Here is a 20,205-nt window from a genome sequence, read left to right on the forward strand (position 1 = left end):
ATGACCTTTGTGCCACGGGTGTGGGCGCCCGAAGCGAAGCACGTCAGCGTACATGTTGAGGGGACAGACCACGATTCGCCTATGACCCCAGACCGTCACCACTCGGGTTGGTGGATCGCGTCAAACCCACTGCCGCCAGGAACGAAGTACGGGTTCCGAGTCGATGGCGGGCAGCCGCTACCAGATCCGCGCTCGCGACGGCAGCCAGAGGGAATACATGGCCCCTCCGAAGTGGTCGCTTCCACGACGTTCGAATGGACTGATTCCGAATGGAGCGGCATTCCTGCCCACGGCAGCATCATGTATGAACTTCACATCGGCACGTTCACACCCACGGGCACGTTTGCTGGCGCCCGCGAGCGCCTTCCAGACCTCGCGGCACTGGGCGTGGACCTTATCGAGATCATGCCGATTGCGCCGGTGCCTGGCACTCGGAACTGGGGTTACGACAGCGTGGACATCTTTGCGGTCACCGAAAACTACGGCGGACCTGCACAGTTCGCTGCTTTCGTGGATGCTGCGCACTCCCACGGAATGGGCGTGTGCCTAGATGTGGTCTATAACCACCTAGGACCAGATGGCAACTATCTAGCGGGCTTTGGCCCCTACTTTACGGAGGATCACACGACGCCATGGGGGCGCGGGGCGAACCTAGATGGCTCGCACGCCAATCAGGTGCGCTCGTACTTCATTGACAACGCCATGCAATGGATCCGGGACTACCACGTGGATGCCCTACGCTTGGATGCCGTTGCATTCCTGCGCGATGATTCGCCCCGGCATTTCTTGGCTGAGCTTTCCGATACGGTGGCGGCCTTTGCGCGAGCAAGCGGGCGCATCGTGTCTCTCATTGCTGAATCGGACCTGAACGATCCAACCATGATTACCAGCACCGCAACCGGTGGTATGGGAATGGATGCCCAGTGGAATGACGACCTGCATCACGCGCTGCACACTCTCATCACAAAGGAAAGCTTTGGGTATTACAGCGACTTCACTTTGCCCGGCGCTTTAGAGAAGGCGTTCCGCCATGTCTTTGTGCATGATGGCAACTGGTCAAGCTTCCGTCAGAAAGTGTGGGGGCGTCCAGTTCCAGATACGGTATCGGGCCATTGCTTCGTGGTGGCCACTGAGACCCATGACCAAGTGGGGAACCGGGCACTTGGCGATAGACCCGCGCGAATCAGCGATGCTGGCTCACCAGACTTTGGAGCACTTGCTGTCCAGAGTGCGCTGCTCATCGCTTCTCCCTTCACGCCTATGCTGTTTCAGGGCCAGGAATGGGCAACCACCACACCGTTTCAGTTTTTCACGGATCATGGCCCTGAGCTGGGGCCTGCCGTTGAGGCCGGGCGTCGGCGTGAGTTCGAGGGCTGGGATTCCCTCATCGAGGGAGGGTCCGCCACGGTACCCTCGCCGCAAGCCTTGAGCACATTCACCGATTCCATCCTTGACTGGGACCAGCGCGATTTACCGGGGCACCGCGAGTACGTGCGGTTCATGACCGATTCCATTGCCTTGCGCAAGGCAACCCCTGATCTAGCCAGCGGGAGTCTCACTGAGACCGAACTGGTCCGGCTCGGAGATTCTGGCTACCTGCGGCGAGGCAAGGTATACGTAGTGTTCGCGTTGGAGCCTGCCACTGTAACGGTGCCAATGTCAGATGCTAGGCCCGCCCTCTCGTGGTCAGACCCGCACATCACTGAGGTCAGAGGCGCGGTGACTGTTCGGTTCGATCAGCCGGGAGTAATTATTCTGCTTCCTTAGTGCGCAGGTTCTTCAATCCCGCGCGTATCGACCGTTTGGCGTGAAGCGCCTTCTTCAACCCGGAGTAGAGGGCAGGCCTGGTGGGGACATCCCAAGCTCCAGGAACATCGGTGACTTCGTCACGGAACTTCTTCTTAAAATCACGTACACCTGCAAGCTGCGGAGCTCGTGCCGAGTCAATTCCCATCAAGTCAAAACTTGTGCGTCCGAGCGCGTGCATAGAACAAGCCATGGCGTACACGAGCAGGTCGGGCGCTCCGCTCTTGCGCCCCTCATGAGTGGATGCCGCGTAGTAGTACGTACCTTGAGTCGCAGTCAGTGTGACTATTCCCCAGCAGAGAGGTCTTCCGTCACGCCGTACCGTATAGAGCCGGCAGTGTTCGGGGCCGAGTGAGCCAAGCATCGATAGGTAGGTTTCCAGCGGAGCGATTCCGAAGTGGTCCCGATCGGCGGTCTCAACCAGCACGTCGTACAGCTCCGGAAACACATCAAGCGCATGGTCCGTCTCGTCGGCCACCACCATCGAATCGTTGCGCAGAGCCTTACGAACATCACGTCGCCCGCGAGATTTCATAGATGCGAGGATAGCTTCATCATTCTGGCTGGTATCGATAATGACCGTGCGGTCATACGTGACTGACTGAAGCAGTTCGTGGAGATCTTCAGCTGGCTCGATCGCATGAAGGCGGACAAAAGCAATCCTTTTGTCGATACCGTTGACGAGCCGCGTCACATCCTTGCGCAGCGCTGCTTCCTCCACCGAAGTGGGCTGAGGAGAAGTCCAGACCGGGCCATGTTTTGCCCACAAGTACGTGAACCCGCGCCCCCGCATCTTTGTTAGCGCAATGAATGCTCGGGGTGTGCCATCGACCTTCCACACGAGCTTGCGCCAAGGGCTCCTACCCGCAGCTGCAAGATCAAATCGATCCCACGCTGGAGTCTGTTCCAGCGGTAGTTCAACTCCGGCTGCTACAGCCATGTCAACAAAGGATGCATCTGTGCATTCGACTAGATTGGAGCGCTTCATGGTGCCCAGCCTACCGGCGTGGCTTTGAAGATGCGTAGCTCGAGGCCGCTAGTGTGATGTTGTGTCCCAGATTAATGCGCCCGCCGACTTCTTGACTGCGCTGGAGTCACTCAAGGGCCACACGTTTCGTCACGAACTGCACGTGACTCAAATCCCACCTCCGCAGCGGATTGCACCGTGGGCTGTGGCACTACAAGCAGAGGTCAACGATTCTCCTAGCCTAGATCCCGACTTCTATCGTGGGAACGCGAAGTTTGTGGTGCTGTACGATCCGAGCGGTCAGCCTGCGTGGGACGGCACATTCAGAATCGTCACATATGTCGCGGCTCCTGTGGACCAGGCTATGAGTGCTGACCCGCTCCTCGGCGAGGTTTCTTGGGCATGGCTGGTCGAATCTCTGGAGGACGAAGGGACCCGTTACTCAAACCTCACCGGGACCGTAACGCGTAGCTACAATGAGACCTTTGGTGGCCTCCAGCTCTCCTCATCTCGTACGGACGTGGAGATTCGCGCATCATGGACTCCACTCACAGTTGATCTGACAGACCATCTTCAGGCGTGGGCGGCCTATGCAGCCGCGGTGTGTGGCTTAGGTCCAGACGGCGTAGCATCTATACGGCCGGTAAACGAGGAGATGTAGTGGACGAATCCGTAGACGTCACAAGACTGGACGAGCCCCGCGAAGGCGTCCCCGAAGTTACAAACGAGGAGATTGACAGCGCTATAGCACGCCTAGGTTCTGGACACGGCCCATTCTCCATCGATACAGAACGCGCGATGGGTATTCGATACTCCGACCGCGCCTACTTGGTGCAGATCCGGCGCGAAGGCGCTGGCACGTTCCTCATCGACCCGATTGGGATTGAGGACCGCCTCCAGCCGCTCGCCACTCTCCTGCAACAGGATCAATGGATACTGCACGCTGCTGATCAAGATCTTCCCTGCCTTCACCAACTCGGACTCTATCCCCCGGAGGTCTTTGACACCGAAATCGCCGGACTCATCTTGGGTTTCCCCCGCGTTTCTCTTCAAAGTGAAGTGGCTGAGGTACTGGGTTTTGGCCTTGCCAAGGAGCATTCGAACTCTGACTGGTCTGCGCGTCCACTTGGCCAAGCTCTGCGCGCCTACGCGGCTCTAGATGTCGAGCTATTGCTCGACTTGCGCGACAAGCTCACACAGATGCTCAAGCAGGCCGGGCGCTTGGAGTGGCTCACTGAGGAATGTGAAGAGGTTCGGCTGCGCGAACCGCGTCCCAAGAAGCTTCAGCCGTGGCGTAAGGCCGCCCGCCAACAGGGATTGCGTGACCGCCGTTCGTTGGCCATGCTTGAGGCCTTCTGGGATCACCGCGACGCCTTGGCACAGAAGCGTGATCTGGCGCCAGAGCGCGTTATTCCCGCGAAGGTACTGGCCGAACTCGCTCTGCGAAAGCCACGCTCCCGCCAAGACATTGTCACCTCTCCTCTGATGCAGACTCGGGCGCGACGCAAGGATGCCGCAAGCTATTGGGATGCTATTGCGGAGGTGTGGAGCATTCCTCTGACCGATCTGCCAGAACGCCGTTTCACGGACAATCCGGAACCGTATCCGCCCGTCAAGCAGTGGGATCGCAGCCATCCGGAAGAAGCCGCCCGCTGGTCTGTGGTGCGCACTGCTGTGCTCGCGCAAGCCGATGATCTAGGCATTCGCCAGGATATCTTGCTCAAGCCCGCAATCCAGCGGCAGTTGGCGTGGGATGGCTGGGATCATGCGGACGAAATACCGATGCTTCTGGCCGCGCTCGGCGCTAGACCATGGCAGGTTGAAAACAGCGCGCCTTGGATCGTAGCGTCCGCAAAACGAGCCTGAGCGCCATTACCCCGCCACGACCGGCCAAGCCGCCCGGCCAGTAGCAGGCGGGCGCCATTCCTACCGGCTGAACGCCACCAATACCGCCAGACTCAGAGGACCTGACGTACCCGCACGCCCGCCGCTTGAGATACGGCCTGCGCGATCGCTCGCGCGCTCATGCCTTCGCGTTCCAAAATGACATCTCTCTTGGCATGACTCAGGAAGTTCTTGGAGATACCCAGCCGCTCAACGGGCAGTCTAGCGCCGGAGCGTTCAAGCGCCAGTTCGATTTCCGTACCGACGCCGCCGTCCACGATTCCGTCTTCAACCGTCACGACGGCGTCGAATCCTTCCAAGTACTCCACCAGAGAACTGGAGACCGGCAACACCCATCGCGGGTCGATGACGGTTACACCGACGTCGCCTGCCACGAGGTCCACGGCGGCGCAAGCGTTCGAGGCCATCGCCCCAACGGCCACAACTGCCACGTTGCATCCTGGAAGCTGCGCGGTGCGCTCACCAACTACATCAAAGTCCCCAACTTTGCGGATGGCGGGGATTTCTTGTGGAACGTCACCCTTTGGATAACGAACAAGCGTGGGGCCGTTAACGTTTATGGCTTCATGGAGAAGCGCGCGCAACTGAGTTCCGTCGCGCGGTGCCGCTGCTCGCAGTCGCGGAATCATGGCCGCCAACGAAAGATCCCACATACCGTTGTGGGAGGCGCCGTCGTCGCCCGTGATTCCTGCGCGATCCAGCATGATCGTGACCGGGGCTCTGTGCATGGCAACATCCATAAGCAGCTGATCGAAGCCACGATTAAGGAAGGTGGCATAGAGAGCAACCACAGGGTGGAAACCGGCGAAAGCTAGTCCCGCAGACATCGTCAACGAATGCTGTTCGGCAATCCCAACATCAATGACTCGATCAGGGAAGGACTCGCTGAAGGGGCCCAAACCAACGGGCCGCAGCATTGCCGCGGTGACGCCGATGATTCGATCGTTCTCATGGGCAAGCACGTTGATCTCTTCGGCAAAGATGGACGTCCAACCAAATCGTGCGGGAGCCACAGGGAGGCCGGTTTCGGGATGAATCTTCCCCACCGCGTGGAAACGATCGACCGAATCTTCCTCGGCAGGCTTGTATCCGCGGCCCTTCTCTGTAATCGCATGGACAACCACTGGGCCACCATAATCGCGAGCCAGCGTGAGCGCTTCTTCCAAGTCCTGAATCGAGTGACCATCCACTGGACCCACATACTTCAAGCCAAGCGAATCAAAGATGCCTGCATCCACGAAGATATCCTTGACACCCCGCTTGAGTGAATGCAGCGCACCGTAAGCCATCTTCCCAGGCGTTCCAGCATCCTGAAGGGTCTGCTTGGTCCAATCCATGAAGTTCTCGTAGCTTCGGTTCACACGAATTGAATCAAGGCGACGCACAGGCTCAAGGCGACGTACAACTCCGCCCACGGTCGGAGCGTAGGAGCGGCCATTATCATTGAGCACGATGACGAGCGGGCGTTCCGAATCTTCGGCGATATTGTTCAACGCTTCCCACGCCATTCCTCCGGTCATGGCGCCATCGCCGATCACCGCGACGGCGCGGCGATCCTCTGCCCCATCCAGCTCGAATGCGCGTGCAATTCCATCTGCCCAAGAAAGAGCAGTGGTGGCGTGGGAGTTTTCCACGATGTCGTGGATAGATTCGGCTCGAGACGGGTAACCTGATAGGCCACCTTCTTGGCGCAGCTTTCCAAAATCCTGCCGGTCGGTCAGCAGCTTGTGTACGTAGGATTGATGGCCGGTGTCAAAAACGATGGCATCCTTCGGAGAGGAAAACACGCGGTGAATAGCCATCGTCAGCTCAACCACACCTAGGTTGGGGCCGAGGTGGCCGCCCGTGCGAGAGACCTTCTCAACGAGGTAAGCGCGGATCTCCGCAGCAAGTTCCTCCAGCTGACGCGGCGAAAGCCGCCGAAGGTCTGCCGGTTCATGGATCCGCTCAAGAATGCCCACGCATCTACCACCTTTCGTACCGTCCTATACTAGACCGCTCACCATATGAAGCGCCTCATTCAGAGTTCGCCGACACATGGAAAGAGGGAGGCGGGTCTGAACTGCCCCGCCTCCCTCTGTTGCCACTAGCCTCAGTTCTTTGCCAATTGGCGCAGAACGTACTGGAGGATTCCGCCATTGCGGAAGTAATCGGCTTCTCCAGGGGTGTCAATTCTCACCACGGCGTCGAAGCAGAGTGTGCTCTGATCCGCGCGCTTGGCCTGCACTTGCACAGTCTCTGGGGTAGTTCCATCATTGAGTTCAGTGACGCCGACGATCGAGATCTCCTCGTCGCCAACAAGACCCAACGAATCGGCGGTTTGCCCAGCCGGATACTGGAGAGGGAGCACTCCCATTCCGATGAGGTTTGAACGGTGGATGCGTTCAAAGGACTCAGCAATGACCGCCTTGACGCCTAAGAGTGAGGTGCCCTTGGCTGCCCAGTCACGGCTGGATCCTGAACCGTATTCCTTACCACCAAGCACCACCAACGGCACGCCCTGAGCCTGATACGCCATTGCAGCGTCAAAGATCGCTTCTGGATTGCCGGTCAAGAAGTTGCGAGTGTACCCACCTTCTACGCCATCGAGAAGCAAGTTCTTCAATCGAATATTTGCAAAAGTCCCGCGAACCATTACCTCGTGATTTCCGCGCCGAGAACCGTAAGAGTTGAAGTCTCTGCGTTCCACTCCATGTTCGGCAAGGTAGCGTCCAGCTGGAGAATCTGCCTTGATGGCACCCGCCGGTGAAATGTGATCGGTGGTCACCGAATCTCCAAGTTTGGCGAGTACACGTGCGCCGCTGATATCGCTGACGGGAGTCAGTTCGCTGGTCAGCCCCTCAAAGAAGGGAGCCTTGCGAATATAGGTTGAATCCTCAGACCAATCGAAGAGCTCGCCTTGTGGAGTTGGCAAGGACTTCCACCGTTCATCCCCTTCAAACACGGAAGAGTATGTGCTTTGGAACATCTCCCGGTTGATGGAATGATCGATCGTCTCTTGAACTTCAGCTGGATCCGGCCAGATGTCACGCAGATAGACGTCACCCTTATCGTCAGATCCGAGCGGCTGGCTCTCGAAATCAAAGTCCATCGTTCCCGCCAGTGCGTAGGCGATGACCAAAGGTGGGGATGCCAAGTAGTTCATCTTGACGTCCGGGTTAATGCGGCCTTCAAAGTTGCGGTTTCCAGAGAGAACGGAAACCACCGCAAGGTCATTCTCATTCACCGCTTCAGACACAACCGGTGGAAGCGGCCCAGAGTTGCCGATACATGTTGCGCAACCGTAGCCAACAAGGTTGAAGCCAAGAGCTTCGAGCGAGGGCCACAGGCCAGCCTTCTCATAGTAATCCGTTACTACCTTGGAGCCCGGCGCCATGGAGGTCTTCACCCATGGCTTGGCGGTCAGACCGCGCTGTGCGGCCTTCTTGGCAAGAAGGCCCGCAGCCAGCATGACCGAGGGGTTGGAAGTGTTGGTGCACGACGTGATGGATGCGATAACCACATCGCCATTGCGAAGTCGAGTCGCAGTGCCATCTTCAAGGGTCAGCGCTGCTTCTTCTTCAGTCCTCTCGGTGATATACGTGGGAAGAGTGCGCTTGAAGGAATCCTTCGATTCGGACAATACAATCCGATCTTGCGGACGCTTCGGCCCGGCGATCGATGGCACCACAGTAGACAGATCCAGTTCAATGTACTCGGAGTACTTCGCTTCACGTTCCGGATCGTGCCAGAGCCCCTGAGCCTTGCAATAGGCCTCCACAAGGGCAAGTTGCTCCTCGCTTCGCCCAGTCAAACGCAGGTAGTCCAGTGTGACAGCGTCGATTGGGAAGATGGCGGCTGTTGAGCCAAACTCAGGAGACATGTTTCCAATGGTGGCCCGGTTTGCTAGAGGGACTTGATCCACACCAGCACCATAGAACTCCACAAACTTGCCAACCACGCCATGGTTGCGGAGCATCTGGGTAATGGTCAGCACAACGTCAGTAGCAGTAGCACCCGAAGGAATTGTGCCGGTCAGTTTGAAGCCCACAACTCGCGGAATAAGCATCGAAACCGGCTGGCCCAGCATAGCGGCCTCAGCCTCAATGCCACCCACGCCCCAGCCGAGTACGCCCAGCCCATTGACCATGGTGGTATGAGAATCGGTACCAACGCATGTGTCTGGGTATGCGACGCCGTCGCGAGTTACGGTCACGCGTGCCAAGTATTCGATGTTGACCTGATGAACGATGCCGGTGCCCGGCGGCACCACCTTGAAGTTTTCGAAGGCGCCCTGCCCCCAGCGAAGGAACTGGTAGCGTTCGCCGTTGCGCTGGTACTCCATGTCCATGTTGAGTTCAAGAGCGTCATTGCGCCCGAAGAAGTCAATCTGCACCGAGTGGTCTATGACCATTTCGGCCGGATTGAGTGGGTTGATTTGGTCCGGGTCTCCACCCAATGTGGCGACGGCCTCACGCATCGTAGCAAGATCCACAATGCAGGGCACACCCGTGAAATCCTGCATGACTACTCGTGCTGGCGTGAACTGGATTTCGTGACTGGGTTCCGCATCGGGATCCCACGCTGCAAGGGCGTTGATTTGCTCCGCAGTGACGTTCGCACCATCTTCAGTGCGCAGCAAGTTCTCCGCTAGGACCTTGAGAGAATACGGCAACTGGCTGAGACCTGGAACTGCATCCAATCGGTAGATCGCGTATTCCGCGTCTCCCACGGTCAAAGCACTGCGCGTTTGGAAGCTGTCCAGGCTCATGACTCTCCTTCGTGTCGAAAAAGTATCTCGACGTCAAGATATCACGGAACGGGTGCCGAACGCTGCCTAACCACCCATCAAAACGGCGGCTGGGCGGTGTTTCACCGCCCAGCTCACACTAATCGGCGCTCTTAATCCAGAGCAGTCACAACTTCGAAATGATGCGTGTTGGGGAACATGTCAATAGAGTCCATGGCCACAACCTTGCGCCCGGCCTCCACCATTGCCGCAACATCACGAGCCATGGCAGCTGGGTCACAAGAAACGAGCACGATTCGACGGGCCGGACCCTTCGCAATTGCTCCAGCCACGTCGAGTCCGAGCCCGGTGCGCGGCGGATCGGCCACCACGATGTCGGCAGGCTCCCATTCGATGAGCTTTGCATCGACCCGAGAAGTGCGCGCCTTTGCCCATGGCAACTCGCGCAGGTTCGCTCGCGCATCCTCAACTGCCTGCCGTGCACCTTCGAACGCGCGCACGCTGCCCGAACTTCCAACAGCTATGGCCAGTGGTTGAGTCAACAGTCCCGCTCCCGAATACAGCTCCACCACGTTCTCACCCTCGGCCGCACCAGCAGCCTTGGTTACCATGCGAATGATCTGTTCGGCGGCACGCTTGTGCACCTGCCAGAAGCCCGTGGCGTGAACCCGGTATGCATAAAGCGAGCCGTCTACCACCACATCTTCACGGACGTAAGGATCGACCTCCACACCCGGGAATGCAAACGTCCGGCGCCCAAGAACTGCTACGGGATCCGAGCCAGATGGCACCACAGCCCGCACGCGCTCCCCCGGCGTCCACCATTCACGCCACGCCCCTGAGAAGAGGTCGAGTTCATCGATTTGTTCCACAGCATGTGGTTGCTCCGAGACCGCAATGAGATCGTGGGTGCCTTCGCGATACATGGCAAGTTGCCCGTTTGGGTCGACGACGAATTCCACGCGAGTACGAGTGTGCCAACCGGAAGTGGCGGCGTCGTCGTCGAAGAAATGAACCTCAGGAGTAATACCCTGACTCTCGAGGTGCTGGGTGAGAGATTCTCCACCCACCCGCCTGATGCTTGCCTGCAACACGTGAGTCTTCCACACGCTTTGGTAGCCAAAAGCCACGTGGCCTAGCTCCGCGCCACCAACACCCAGCGGACCGGCTGCTGGCCACGGATGCTCGATCCGATACGGAGAAGAATTGGCAATAACCTCCACCACGTCGCCCTCAATGAGCTTCGCCTTCTCCTTGGTGACCTTAATCCTGACGGTCTCACCTGGGAGGCCAAAACGGGCAAAGACAGCCCTGCCGTCAAGGTGGCCCACGCAGGAACCGCCGTGGGCGATATCGGTCAGTTCAAGCTCAATGGTGTCCATGTCATCCTTCTTCAGACTCAGCCGACAGCACGAAAGGAACCTCGCATATGACGACGCCCTGCTCCGTGCGCAGAGCTGAGATGATTCGTGGAGTCGAGTGGCGAACGAAAAACCGCTGCCCCATGCCCGTGGAGATGACTCGTGGAGCATAGACCATCACGATGTCGGCCGGGCGCAAAGCGCGTAGAGATCGAACGTACTCAACAATGTTGGTAGTGCTGGCACCCTGTGGCGTACCTAGCACAGTGAGGTTGACGGGAATCGCAGCTTCCTTCCAAGCCTCGCGGAGGCGTTTGGTTGCCTCGGCGTCAAAGTCTACCGTGACTGCCGTAAGAGTTGTCAGCCGTGCGGCTCGAGCAAATGTCAGAGCACGCAATGCCGGGGTGTCAAGTTGGTTGACGAGCACGACTCCATGCACTCGGGTTGGTAATGTTCGTCCGCGTGTCAGATCCCTAGCCGCAAGCCGAGCACCAACTCGGATGCGCCCGCGCCTAAAGAACACCAGCAAGGCCGATGGAACCACAAGTAAGAGCAAACCCACAAGCGCCCACTGATACCCGGCCACTGCGATGCCTACGATGGCCGCAGCACCGAACACTGCAAATCCAGAAAAGACCCACATGGACGTTCGAGCCCCGGTCCTTTCGGCGCGATCCATCGACTGCTGCAAGATTGCATGTCCACGAAACGCCATCGCCATGCAGAACAGCAGGAAGATGACCGCCATCATGAACACAAAGATCATGACTCCGGCCACAGAGAACCCTAGATACCCGGAAAGCGCACAGCCAACGGCCAACGTTCCCAACACGATCGTGACGCGAGCTCGCACGACGTCGTCGGACGCAAGATGCCGGGGAAGAACGTGGTCCATCGCAAGCTCTTTGACAAGGCGTGGAAGGCACCAAAAGCCGATGGAACTGGCAGCCCAGCCCGTAGCAACAAAAGCCAGTGCGACGACTACTTGCGCGATCTGCCCAGCCGCCAAGCCAGCGAAGTACACCCCAGGGAGAGTCTGCTCGTGATCGTTCATCCCAGTGGCAAGTACTAGGTACAACGTGAGGCTCATCATGACGATGGCAGGCACCAGTGCCTTCGCTAGGCTTTCAGGCGAAACTCGGCGGTACTCGGTGGTCTTCATTGGCCGTTCAGAAACAAGTACGAGCAGCGCCGCTGGGAAGCTAGCTGCCATGACGGTACGAAGTACAACGCGCCAGTTCTCGTTCTCTAAAGTGAATGGCTCAGATGCCCCGCTTCCCGAGAGGAACTCCGAGCTTCCTCCCGTCAACTCAAGAACGAGGCTACCGATCAGCACGATTGTCAGTGCGACCACACCAACCAACGCAGCTCCGAGAAACACGCGCCATGGGATATTCCATCTCAAGAGCGCTGGCAGCGCGCTCATGATCAGCACAAGGATCACTACAAGTTGTTTCCACTGGCCCAACGCCACAATCGAATCCACAGACTCGCCAGCCAGAGCAGCTCCCTGGACCGCCAAGACCGTAAACGCTATGAACTGGGCGGCGGAGACGACGATTCCTGCGCCGATGCCCAAGTATGTTGAGACAACCTTTTGGGAAGAGCTACGAGGAACGATCTGGGCTGCCCAGTACACCGCGACATACACAATGGCCAGACCTATGAGCGCGATGATCTGGGAGGTGTACGCCACGCCACTGCTCAGTGGCTCATCTTGAGCTTGAAGAAGCAGGCGAGGTGAGACAATTGCTGCCAATGCAACCATCGTAAGGGCAACCGTTCCCCGGGCCAACGGAGAAGGTTTGCGTTGAGAAGAAATGACCATCACCCTGAGATTACTTCAAAGAACGCAACTCATGACGTATGCATGCCGCAACAGCTGATGGTGCGGTAGCGTCTTATCGTGCACTTTGTCATCATGGGCTGCGGCCGAGTTGGTTCCGCCCTTGCCCTCAACCTCGCAAAGATTGGTCACTCTGTGGCCGTCATCGATCAGAATCCTGACGCTTTCCGGCGATTGCCCGAGGATTTCTCCGGTCAACAGGTCACAGGAGTGGGCTTCGACCACGACTCTCTCATCCAGGCTGGTATTGAGGACGCCCACGGCTTTGCGGCCGTCTCCTCAGGTGACAACTCCAACATCATCGCTGCGCGAGTGGTCCGAGAAACGTTTGGCGTGACGAACGTTGTAACTCGAATCTATGATCCAACGCGCGCAGAGATCTACGAACGGCTCGGCATCGCCACTGTCCCCACTGTCAAGTGGACATCCGACCAAGTGCTGCGCCATCTCATTCCGCTGGGCCCTCACTATGACTACAACGACTCGGTGGCAGGAATAAGTTTGGTCGAAGTCGACCTCAATGAGACGTGGTTTGGGCACACCGTGGGAGATATCGAATTTGCCACCGGTGCCCACGTTGCGTATGTGACTCGGCTCGGAAAAGGCATGATGCCCGCCTACGATCTGGTCATTCAAGAAGGCGACCAGATTCGCCTGATCGTTCCTACCAACAAGGCGGGCGCTGCCCAGCACGTTCTTATCAACCCGATGAAGGAGGCATCCCTATGAAGGTCCTCATTGTCGGTGCAGGCTCTGTGGGGCGTTCGATTGGGCGCGAACTCGTCCGTTCCAAACACCAAGTCACGATCCTCGACAAAGAGCCAAGCGCTATGAAAGTCGCTTCCGTGCCTGAGGCCGATTGGATCCTCGGCGACGCGTGCGAAGTTGAGACACTCACGCGCGCCGGAGCTGAGGAGGCCGACGTCGTCGTCGCATCAACAGGTGACGACAAAGCGAATCTGGTTGTCTCGCTCCTTGTCAAAACGGAGTACGGGGTGGAGCGCGTCATTGCACGTGTGAACAACCCCAAGAATGAATGGTTGTTCAATGACACGTGGGGTGTGGACGTTCCCGTTTCTACTCCTCGAATCATGACAACGTTAGTTGAGGATGCCGTTGCCGACGGCGACCTCGTGACAGTACTTCAGTTCCAGAAGTCGGGAGCCTCTTTGGCACAGGCAACTCTGCCTGCAACGGCCCCGATTGTGGGAATGCCCGTCTCCGAGGTATTGCTACCCCCAACCATCGTTCTCAACGCGATCGTGAGAGATGGTGTCCCGTTCGCAGCAGACCCGGATCTTACGATCGAGGCTGGCGATCAGATTCTGTTGCTCTGTTCCGAGGGCGCTGAAGACGATCTCGAGTTGGTCCAGGAACTCCTCGTTTCAGTCGATAACGACGACGAAATCTAGTCGCGTTCGCCGCGCTCCGATCCGGCGGGGCCGCCGGACGTTCCTGACTGATCGGGCGTGGTGGCAGGATCGGGCGTGGTGGCAGGATCGGGCGTGGTGGCAGGATCGGGCGTGGTGGCGGAATCGGACGTGGTGGCGGGATCGGACGTAGGGGACACGGCGATCTGAGGCAGGTTGCGAACCATCATCCACGAGAACCAGGCGACCAGTGCGAACAACAGAGGGCCCATGAGCATGCGAGCCACTCCAAGCGCGGTGGTAGCTTGCGCGAAGAAGAGCGGAGCCTGAACGAGCAGGCGTGCTGCGAAAAGACCCACCCACAACCATGTGATCTGTGTGTAGCGGCGGCGCGTCTGTGCTTGACGAGGATCCGTACGCCAACCAGTGGCGTCGCCTCGCATGAAACCGATGAAGAGGCCCAAGGCAGGCCACCGCACGAGTATCGAAAGAAGGAGTACGGCGAGGTAGGCAACGTTTGTCAACAGGCCAAGTCCGAAGAAGTTCGAAGCTTCGCCGCTTCGCCACGCCCACACTGCCGACACAACCACACCTGCGACGCCCCCAAGCGCCGGAATGACGTCGATCCGCTGCGCAATCCGGACGACAATCGCGAGGGCTGCAACAACAAGCGGAGCAACTACGGATGGCACGAGTGCGCCCGTCGCGGTGTACGTCAGGATAAAGATGAGACTTGGCGCAGTGGTTTCGCACATTCCGCGTACCCCACCCACGGCCTGCCAGACGTCAAAATCCTCAGCGAGGATCGAGCTGAGGCCGCCTGTCCCCTTTCCTGACATCAGGGGTTCATCGCCGGAGGGTGGCGTGTGGCTCATGTGAGGTCCTTTCGGTTCCAGCTCAGTTCGTAATGACGGTATAGGCCGGATCAAAGACAGTTGGGACACCACGCTGACTAGTGAGCGTGCCCTTGACGTGCAGCACAGCGCCAACATTGACCGAGTGAAGGTCTGTACGCCCCAGAAAACTGAGGACTAGCTCTTGGTCACCAACCCCAAGCATCACCGTCACGACAGGCTCGCATTGATACCCGGGATACGTGATCGCATCGACCGTACCCCGAACATTGATGCGCCGGCCCTGCGCGGTCATCTCACTTCCTGAATCTCCGGTCCACGGCGAGGAAGTTCAAGCTTCATGCGCTCAGGTTCTTCCGCTTCTGGTGCCTTTGTACGGGGTACCGAAAGCGGCAAGATTTCACGCGGTGGATGAGGTGACTGGCCACGTACCACCACAAGATCGTCGAGAACCGCATGAAGCGCAGAGGCTGCTGCTACCTCATCAACTGCGCCCTTGCCTGTGACCGTGACACGAAGAAGCCACCGCGGCCCATCTATTCCCAGATACCGCACTGGCTGGACAGTCTTGGCCTTGCCGGGGGCGGGCATCTGCGCGCGAATCTCTGGACCGTATTCGCCATCATGCTCCCGTGACGAACCGCCTTGGTTAGCAATGGACGAAATGAGTTCAGCCCGAACATCCTCCCACAAAGAGGCGGACTTGGGGGCTGCGAAAACCTGAAGCTGAACGGCGGTCTGGTTGAATACAAATACGACGCCCAACACAACCTTGCGGCCCTGATCAACAGAGAACTGGATTGAGGCTCCCTTGACGGCTGGGATCCACAGCGCACCAGCGTCAAGCAGTGCGCCCTGTTCAGGATGGTCCGATTCATCCCACGGCCCTATCGATGGGATTTCGGCGTTCGCTACCTCGGCAGCTTCGGATTCAACGCTCGCGACCTCATCCGATACTTTCTTCCGGGAAAACAGCCCCATGCCTATGTCACTTTCCAGCCCATGTAAAGGAATGAGAGAGCGCATCGTTTACGCTCTGCTCAATACGTCAGTCTACCTTGCAGGGTGTGTTACCCCGAACGGGAAGGCTCGTTATCTCGAGTGCGGCCTACGGTGTTTTTGCGCCGGGAAGTTCGGCGCCGAGCCGAACCTCCCCGCACAACCGTCTAAGGCCACAATCTCAGGCCGCACACTCCGAGCACACGAGCTGTCCGTCTTCCTCATACGCCAGCTGTGAACGGTGGTGTACCAAGAAACACTGTGAGCAAGTGAACTCGTCATCTTGCGCTGGAACCACATTGATTGATAGCTCCACGTTGGAGAGGTCTGCGCCCGGGAGCTCAAAGCCCTCAGCCGCTTCTACCTCATCTTCGTCAACCGTCCCCGACTGCTGATCGGAGCGACGAGCCTTTAGCTGCTCAAGTGAATCCTCACGGAGCTCCTCGTCTTGCTTGCGTGGTGCATCGTAATCGGTTGCCATGGTCGCTCACGCTCCCGTCATTTCGTCGCTGCCATTCGCTTCCACCTTGGTCACCCAGGCGAAGTGAATGTGGGTTGTCACGCCCTGTCTCACCAGAACGATCAATCTCCCTCTTTATTCCCACTCTGTTGTTGAGTGCGCCCATAATGTACCAGAGTTTTCGGGTTGATCCTAGACTTGTTTCGCGGTGAGCGTGTGGCACTACTCACCGCTTCACAAAGGCCAGCTGCAGCGCGCCAGAAGTCGCAATCACCTCGACTCAGATGTCGCAAACACACCATCCCACAATGCCCCACGCCGAGCCCAAGTGATGGCACGCTTGAGGCAGGATTGTATTGAAGGGGAGCCATGATTGAACTCCAACTGCTTGGTCTTCAGCCAGACGGGGAGAATCTTACGCTGAACGATGTGAATGGCAATCGCTATTCACTTCCGGTTAACGACGCGTTGCGAGCGGCACTTCGCCAAGACATCGATGCTTCACAGTCACATGAAACCCCCGCTCGGCAGATGAGCCCCAGGGAGATCCAAGCACTCATCAGGCAGGGCAGATCGGTTCAAGAAGTTTGCGAACTCTCTGCGCTTCCTGCTTCGCGCATTGGCACGTTGGCGCATCCGATCCTTGCAGAGCGCGAGTACACAGCGAGAACCGCCCGCATGTTCCCGATGGGCCGTGAGATTGGGGCATTGACAGTTGAAGAGGTTGTGGCCTCACGCCTGCTTTCACGCGGTGTTCGCCCAACAGAAATCCGCTGGGATGCAACTCGGGAACAAGGGCGGCCGTGGCAGTTGGTTGCGTACTTCACTTCTGCGGACAGAGATCGAAAGGCTACCTGGACAATTGATCTAGATAGGCGAGCGCTTGAGGCCGTGGACGACGAAGCGACATGGCTTTCCGAGACCCAGCTGGCTCGGGCCAGTACACCCTGGCGTCACCCCAATACTCCCCCAGTTCCTGAGCAGGCTCCCGATCCTTCTTCGGGTTCTTCTGAAGAACCGGAAACAGCGCCGCAGGCGAATCGGATCGAAGAGGTGCTCGCTTCCCTAGATGCTCAACGAGGAAAGCAGCGCCCAATGCCCACGTTTGTTGAGGCAGATGAGGAAGCTCCCGAACCAGAATTTGCCGGTGCTCATCCAGCTACAAGTGAGCCCACTGCCGTCCAAGATGCCACGATTTTGAGCCTGCCGCGGCGCCGAGATCCTGATGCAGCTCCGGGAGATGCTGGAGATCTAGACGTGCCGGCTCAACGCCCTTCAGACAGCTCGGCCACGCTGCTGAGCATTTCCTCCAAGAAGGCTGTGCGAGGCGTCGAAGATGAGGATGCACAGCTGCACAAGAAGAAGCGCGGAGCTGCTCGCCCCACGATGCCCTCATGGGATGAAATCGTTTTTGGCAAGAAGGACGAATAGCTTAACCCGCAGAGGAACAGCTTGACCGGCGCGGTGAAGGAGTCTATTGTTTTCTCACCTCCGCTTGCCAAGCTCCTCAGCCATTAATCGAGCGTCACGTGATTGATGGGATCTGGGCCCATACTGGCATGAGCCACCTCCGCAGTCATGTGCTTGGTGTGGTGATACCTGCACAGTACTTCATAGCCCACGTCAGCAGAATCTACATCGCCGATCACCACTTGCTCGCCCTCAGTGACCATAACGCCGCCGATAGTACGCGCGTTGTGAGTAGCTCGTTTCCCGCACCAGCACAGGGCCTCAACTTGGAGTACTTCGACCCGATCCGCAAGTTCAATCATGCGGGCTGAGCCCGGAAAGAGCCGCGTCATGAAGTCAGACGTGATACCGAATCCGTACACGTCGATCTCGATTTCATCCACCACTCTGGCTAACTGCTCAACTTGGTCTGGCGTGTAGAACTGAACCTCATCGCAAATGAGAAAATCGACCCGCTTGCCTCTCAAACGCTCGGCGTTAACCGTTCTCCAGAAGTCGGTATGTGCCAGGACCTCAATAGCGTTCTCTTCAAGGCCTATCCGTGAAGAGAGCTTGCCTTCACCGGCGCGGTCGCCACGGCTGAAAATGAGTCCGTGCAATCCTCGTTGCTGATGGTTGTATGCAGTCTGAAGTGCGAGTGTGGACTTACCGCAGTTCATCGTCCCTGAGAAAAAGACCAGCTCGGCCACCTAGACCACCTCTACAAGCAACGGAACGAACATTTCTTCAGGGGTGAGAGAGCCATGCACTCCTACCATGAAAGATTGGCGTGGATCGCGCCCACGCCCGTCGATGAGCGAAAGAGCTCCGCTCTGCATAACGAGCACATCTCCCATGACGCCAGCAGCATGCTCGCTCACGCTGCCAAACAGGCCTGAATCGATCGCCTGTTGCTTAGTGAGAACGAGCGATCGCTCACCGAACTCTTCTTGCCAGCGGGCAGCAACCGCTTCACCATCGTGCGTGTACAGATGAAGCAACCGTTCCTCTCCAGAAACCAAATCGACGCCATCCAGTAGACCCGGCACGCTTCCAACATCTATACGTTCGGTAACGTCCACCATCCCGTGGTCAGCTGTGAGAACAATCAGCGTACCTTTGGGTACCGATCGCGCAAGGAGCCTCATACCAGCATCGAGTTGTTCAAGTTCGCTCACCCACGCTTCAGAGAGCCAACCCTTGTTGTGCCCGGTGTGATCAACTTCCCCCCAGTACAGGTACACGGCCTTGGCGCCGGTGCGAAGTGCGCGGGCTGCCGCATGAACACGATCCTCGAGCGCTTCAGCTGCGCGAGCGGAGGCACCACGCAAGGCACAGAGGGTGAGCCCTGATCCGACGTAAGCGGCAGGTTGCACCAAGACGCATGAGGAAGATTGTTTTCCCAGACGCTCAAAGAGAGTTGGCTCGCTCTGCCAATCCACAGGGTTGAGTGCCGGGTCCTCCCACTTGATCAACGAAAAGTTTGTTCCACTCGCGGGAGAACGGAGCGAGTAACTCAACATGCTCGTGCGGCCAGGAAGTTCTCCCGTACCCACGGCTGTGATCGCAGCAGCTGTGGTTGAGGGCGCCACAGAGGTCAGCGGTTCCGCACCGTGCCAAGCACGCAGAGTTCCAGCGTGGCCAGAACGAGCCGCGAGGTTCTGGGCGCCGAGGCCATCCACCAAGACGAAGCAGACCCGCGGCGCTTCGGGCAGCCCAAGAAGCTCGCGGTCTGCCGCAGAATGTGACTCATTAGTTGTGGTTGCAAGTCCCACAGCGTCCAGCGCGGCGGACAAGGTTGCCCGCACCGAACGCTCAGCGGGCGCAACGAATCCAAATGGCAGCGTACTCATGCTGTTCTCCTCATCACGCCTTGGCAGCCAAGCAGGCCGTCAGTTCATCAATGAAGCGCAAGCCCTGTGCAAGAATCTCCGGGTCCAAAGATGGATCGAGGAGGATTTCGCCGTCGTCGCCAGAAACCATTGCGAGGTAACCATGGTCTGCCTCGCATGTGGGATCATCGCAGCTAGCGGGACGGATATCCGCCGCCCATCCAGCACCCCATCTGAACCGTAGCTGGACGGTTCCAAGCGCTCCCCGTTCTGGGCCATCGAGCACGCGCCGGCGAACCACTTGGAAGTCACGAATCTGGGAGAGTTGAACCACCTGCGTAGTGGTGACGAACTCGCCTGTGGGGCTGAGTTCGTAGGTTACATCGGAGATAACAATGATTAAGTGAGACTTCGTCAGTACGAAGACCCCAATCGAGTCAAACACCGAATCCTGATCAAAGACCGTCTCTGGCCGAATGAAATAGGAGCGGATGGGCCCGTAGCCCTTGAGAATTGCGGAGACATCCTCCAGAATCGGGGACTCCTCGGATACTCGAGCAGTGAGGTCTGCCCAGAATTCTCCATGCCGTTCGTTCATCACTTCCCGATTCTCTCATCATCGCTACC

General features: G+C 58.1%; 18 protein-coding genes. 6 read left to right on the forward strand and 12 right to left on the reverse strand.

Annotated elements, in window-relative coordinates; genetic code table 11:
- Window positions 1-1,767 carry a malto-oligosyltrehalose trehalohydrolase gene (gene treZ, locus H2O17_RS06980; protein ID WP_182049036.1) on the forward strand — a complete coding sequence of 589 codons (1,767 nt, stop codon included), beginning with the start codon at window positions 1-3 and terminating at the stop codon, window positions 1,765-1,767.
- Here treZ and H2O17_RS06985 read toward each other — a convergent pair.
- A complete protein-coding gene (locus H2O17_RS06985) occupies window positions 1,751-2,794 on the reverse strand; it encodes a lipid II:glycine glycyltransferase FemX (RefSeq protein WP_246311179.1) in 1,044 nt (347 codons plus the stop codon). The two genes, treZ and H2O17_RS06985, sit on opposite strands and share 17 nt — an antisense overlap.
- Window positions 2,795-2,855: 61 nt before the next feature.
- Between H2O17_RS06985 and H2O17_RS06990 the strand changes: the two genes are divergently transcribed.
- Together H2O17_RS06990 and H2O17_RS06995 are read left to right on the forward strand one after the other, a co-directional pair.
- Window positions 2,856-3,434: a DUF3000 domain-containing protein gene (locus tag H2O17_RS06990; RefSeq protein ID WP_182049037.1), complete on the forward strand. Its 579-nt coding sequence runs from the start codon at window positions 2,856-2,858 to the stop codon at window positions 3,432-3,434.
- Window positions 3,434-4,639 (forward strand): HRDC domain-containing protein, encoded by a 1,206-nt coding sequence (locus H2O17_RS06995; protein ID WP_182049038.1) that lies wholly within the window; start codon window positions 3,434-3,436, stop codon window positions 4,637-4,639. Before H2O17_RS06990 ends, H2O17_RS06995 begins: the two co-directional genes overlap by 1 nt.
- Window positions 4,640-4,731: 92 nt before the next feature.
- Here H2O17_RS06995 and dxs read toward each other — a convergent pair whose 3' ends face one another.
- The 4 genes from dxs to H2O17_RS07015 all read right to left on the reverse strand — a co-directional run bounded on the left by dxs (window position 4,732) and on the right by H2O17_RS07015 (window position 12,596).
- Window positions 4,732-6,639, reverse strand: a complete 1,908-nt coding sequence (gene dxs, locus H2O17_RS07000; RefSeq protein WP_182049039.1) for a 1-deoxy-D-xylulose-5-phosphate synthase — start codon at window positions 6,637-6,639, stop codon at window positions 4,732-4,734.
- Between the two features lie 131 nt (window positions 6,640-6,770).
- The gene (acnA, locus tag H2O17_RS07005; RefSeq protein ID WP_182049040.1) at window positions 6,771-9,428 is read right to left on the reverse strand and encodes an aconitate hydratase AcnA; all 2,658 of its coding nucleotides are present in this window, start codon (window positions 9,426-9,428) and stop codon (window positions 6,771-6,773) included.
- A 131-nt stretch (window positions 9,429-9,559) separates the two neighbouring features.
- Window positions 9,560-10,789 (reverse strand): class I SAM-dependent RNA methyltransferase, encoded by a 1,230-nt coding sequence (locus H2O17_RS07010; RefSeq protein WP_182049041.1) that lies wholly within the window; start codon window positions 10,787-10,789, stop codon window positions 9,560-9,562.
- A 1-nt stretch (window position 10,790) separates the two neighbouring features.
- The gene (locus tag H2O17_RS07015) at window positions 10,791-12,596 is read right to left on the reverse strand and encodes an APC family permease (protein ID WP_182049042.1); all 1,806 of its coding nucleotides are present in this window, start codon (window positions 12,594-12,596) and stop codon (window positions 10,791-10,793) included.
- 78 nt (window positions 12,597-12,674) lie between these two features.
- On the opposite strand from H2O17_RS07015, the gene H2O17_RS07020 reads away from it, so the two are divergent.
- Both H2O17_RS07020 and H2O17_RS07025 read left to right on the forward strand, forming a co-directional pair.
- Window positions 12,675-13,343, forward strand: a complete 669-nt coding sequence (locus tag H2O17_RS07020; RefSeq protein WP_316932578.1) for a potassium channel family protein — start codon at window positions 12,675-12,677, stop codon at window positions 13,341-13,343.
- Window positions 13,340-14,026 carry a potassium channel family protein gene (locus H2O17_RS07025; RefSeq protein WP_182049043.1) on the forward strand — a complete coding sequence of 229 codons (687 nt, stop codon included), beginning with the start codon at window positions 13,340-13,342 and terminating at the stop codon, window positions 14,024-14,026. The genes H2O17_RS07020 and H2O17_RS07025 overlap by 4 nt, the downstream gene beginning before the upstream one ends.
- Here H2O17_RS07025 and H2O17_RS07030 read toward each other — a convergent pair.
- From H2O17_RS07030 to H2O17_RS07045, 4 genes are all read right to left on the reverse strand, one after another.
- Window positions 14,023-14,859 (reverse strand): DUF3159 domain-containing protein, encoded by an 837-nt coding sequence (locus H2O17_RS07030; RefSeq protein ID WP_220456731.1) that lies wholly within the window; start codon window positions 14,857-14,859, stop codon window positions 14,023-14,025. The two genes, H2O17_RS07025 and H2O17_RS07030, sit on opposite strands and share 4 nt — an antisense overlap.
- Window positions 14,860-14,881: 22 nt before the next feature.
- Window positions 14,882-15,133, reverse strand: coding sequence for a hypothetical protein (locus H2O17_RS07035; RefSeq protein WP_182049044.1), 252 nt, complete (start codon window positions 15,131-15,133; stop codon window positions 14,882-14,884).
- The gene (locus H2O17_RS07040; RefSeq protein ID WP_246311180.1) at window positions 15,130-15,819 is read right to left on the reverse strand and encodes a DUF3710 domain-containing protein; all 690 of its coding nucleotides are present in this window, start codon (window positions 15,817-15,819) and stop codon (window positions 15,130-15,132) included. Before H2O17_RS07040 ends, H2O17_RS07035 begins: the two co-directional genes overlap by 4 nt.
- A 199-nt stretch (window positions 15,820-16,018) precedes the next feature.
- Complete coding sequence (locus tag H2O17_RS07045) at window positions 16,019-16,318, reverse strand: DUF4193 domain-containing protein (RefSeq protein WP_182049046.1); 300 nt, start codon at window positions 16,316-16,318, stop codon at window positions 16,019-16,021.
- Window positions 16,319-16,666: 348 nt separating this feature from the next.
- On the opposite strand from H2O17_RS07045, the gene sepH reads away from it, so the two are divergent.
- Window positions 16,667-17,728 carry a septation protein SepH gene (sepH, locus tag H2O17_RS07050; protein WP_182049047.1) on the forward strand — a complete coding sequence of 354 codons (1,062 nt, stop codon included), beginning with the start codon at window positions 16,667-16,669 and terminating at the stop codon, window positions 17,726-17,728.
- An 83-nt stretch (window positions 17,729-17,811) separates the two neighbouring features.
- Here the strand turns inward: sepH and H2O17_RS07055 are convergent, their stop codons facing one another.
- From H2O17_RS07055 to H2O17_RS07065, 3 genes are read right to left on the reverse strand one after another with little or no spacing between them, the layout of a single operon-like run.
- A complete protein-coding gene (locus H2O17_RS07055; protein WP_182049048.1) occupies window positions 17,812-18,456 on the reverse strand; it encodes a thymidine kinase in 645 nt (214 codons plus the stop codon).
- Window positions 18,457-19,599 carry an alkaline phosphatase family protein gene (locus H2O17_RS07060; RefSeq protein ID WP_246311181.1) on the reverse strand — a complete coding sequence of 381 codons (1,143 nt, stop codon included), beginning with the start codon at window positions 19,597-19,599 and terminating at the stop codon, window positions 18,457-18,459.
- A 13-nt stretch (window positions 19,600-19,612) separates the two neighbouring features.
- Window positions 19,613-20,176 carry a DUF5998 family protein gene (locus H2O17_RS07065; protein ID WP_246311359.1) on the reverse strand — a complete coding sequence of 188 codons (564 nt, stop codon included), beginning with the start codon at window positions 20,174-20,176 and terminating at the stop codon, window positions 19,613-19,615.
- Between the last annotated feature and the right edge of the window lie 29 nt (window positions 20,177-20,205).

The sequence above is a fragment of the Changpingibacter yushuensis genome (assembly GCF_014041995.1).
GTDB lineage: Bacteria > Actinomycetota > Actinomycetes > Actinomycetales > Actinomycetaceae > Changpingibacter > Changpingibacter yushuensis.

What these genes read in the sequence shown, in the direction of transcription:
- treZ (WP_182049036.1), top strand. Translation starts at nt 1, where the DNA reads ATGACCTTTGTGCCACGGGTGTGGGCGCCCGAAGCGAAGCACGTCAGC.
- H2O17_RS06985 (WP_246311179.1), bottom strand. Translation starts at nt 2,794, where the DNA reads ATGAAGCGCTCCAATCTAGTCGAATGCACAGATGCATCCTTTGTTGAC.
- acnA (WP_182049040.1), bottom strand. Translation starts at nt 9,428, where the DNA reads ATGAGCCTGGACAGCTTCCAAACGCGCAGTGCTTTGACCGTGGGAGAC.
- H2O17_RS07010 (WP_182049041.1), bottom strand. Translation starts at nt 10,789, where the DNA reads ATGGACACCATTGAGCTTGAACTGACCGATATCGCCCACGGCGGTTCC.
- H2O17_RS07015 (WP_182049042.1), bottom strand. Translation starts at nt 12,596, where the DNA reads ATGGTCATTTCTTCTCAACGCAAACCTTCTCCGTTGGCCCGGGGAACG.
- H2O17_RS07025 (WP_182049043.1), top strand. Translation starts at nt 13,340, where the DNA reads ATGAAGGTCCTCATTGTCGGTGCAGGCTCTGTGGGGCGTTCGATTGGG.
- H2O17_RS07030 (WP_220456731.1), bottom strand. Translation starts at nt 14,859, where the DNA reads ATGAGCCACACGCCACCCTCCGGCGATGAACCCCTGATGTCAGGAAAG.
- H2O17_RS07035 (WP_182049044.1), bottom strand. Translation starts at nt 15,133, where the DNA reads ATGACCGCGCAGGGCCGGCGCATCAATGTTCGGGGTACGGTCGATGCG.
- H2O17_RS07040 (WP_246311180.1), bottom strand. Translation starts at nt 15,819, where the DNA reads ATGGGGCTGTTTTCCCGGAAGAAAGTATCGGATGAGGTCGCGAGCGTT.
- H2O17_RS07045 (WP_182049046.1), bottom strand. Translation starts at nt 16,318, where the DNA reads ATGGCAACCGATTACGATGCACCACGCAAGCAAGACGAGGAGCTCCGT.
- sepH (WP_182049047.1), top strand. Translation starts at nt 16,667, where the DNA reads ATGATTGAACTCCAACTGCTTGGTCTTCAGCCAGACGGGGAGAATCTT.
- H2O17_RS07060 (WP_246311181.1), bottom strand. Translation starts at nt 19,599, where the DNA reads ATGAGTACGCTGCCATTTGGATTCGTTGCGCCCGCTGAGCGTTCGGTG.
- H2O17_RS07065 (WP_246311359.1), bottom strand. Translation starts at nt 20,176, where the DNA reads ATGAACGAACGGCATGGAGAATTCTGGGCAGACCTCACTGCTCGAGTA.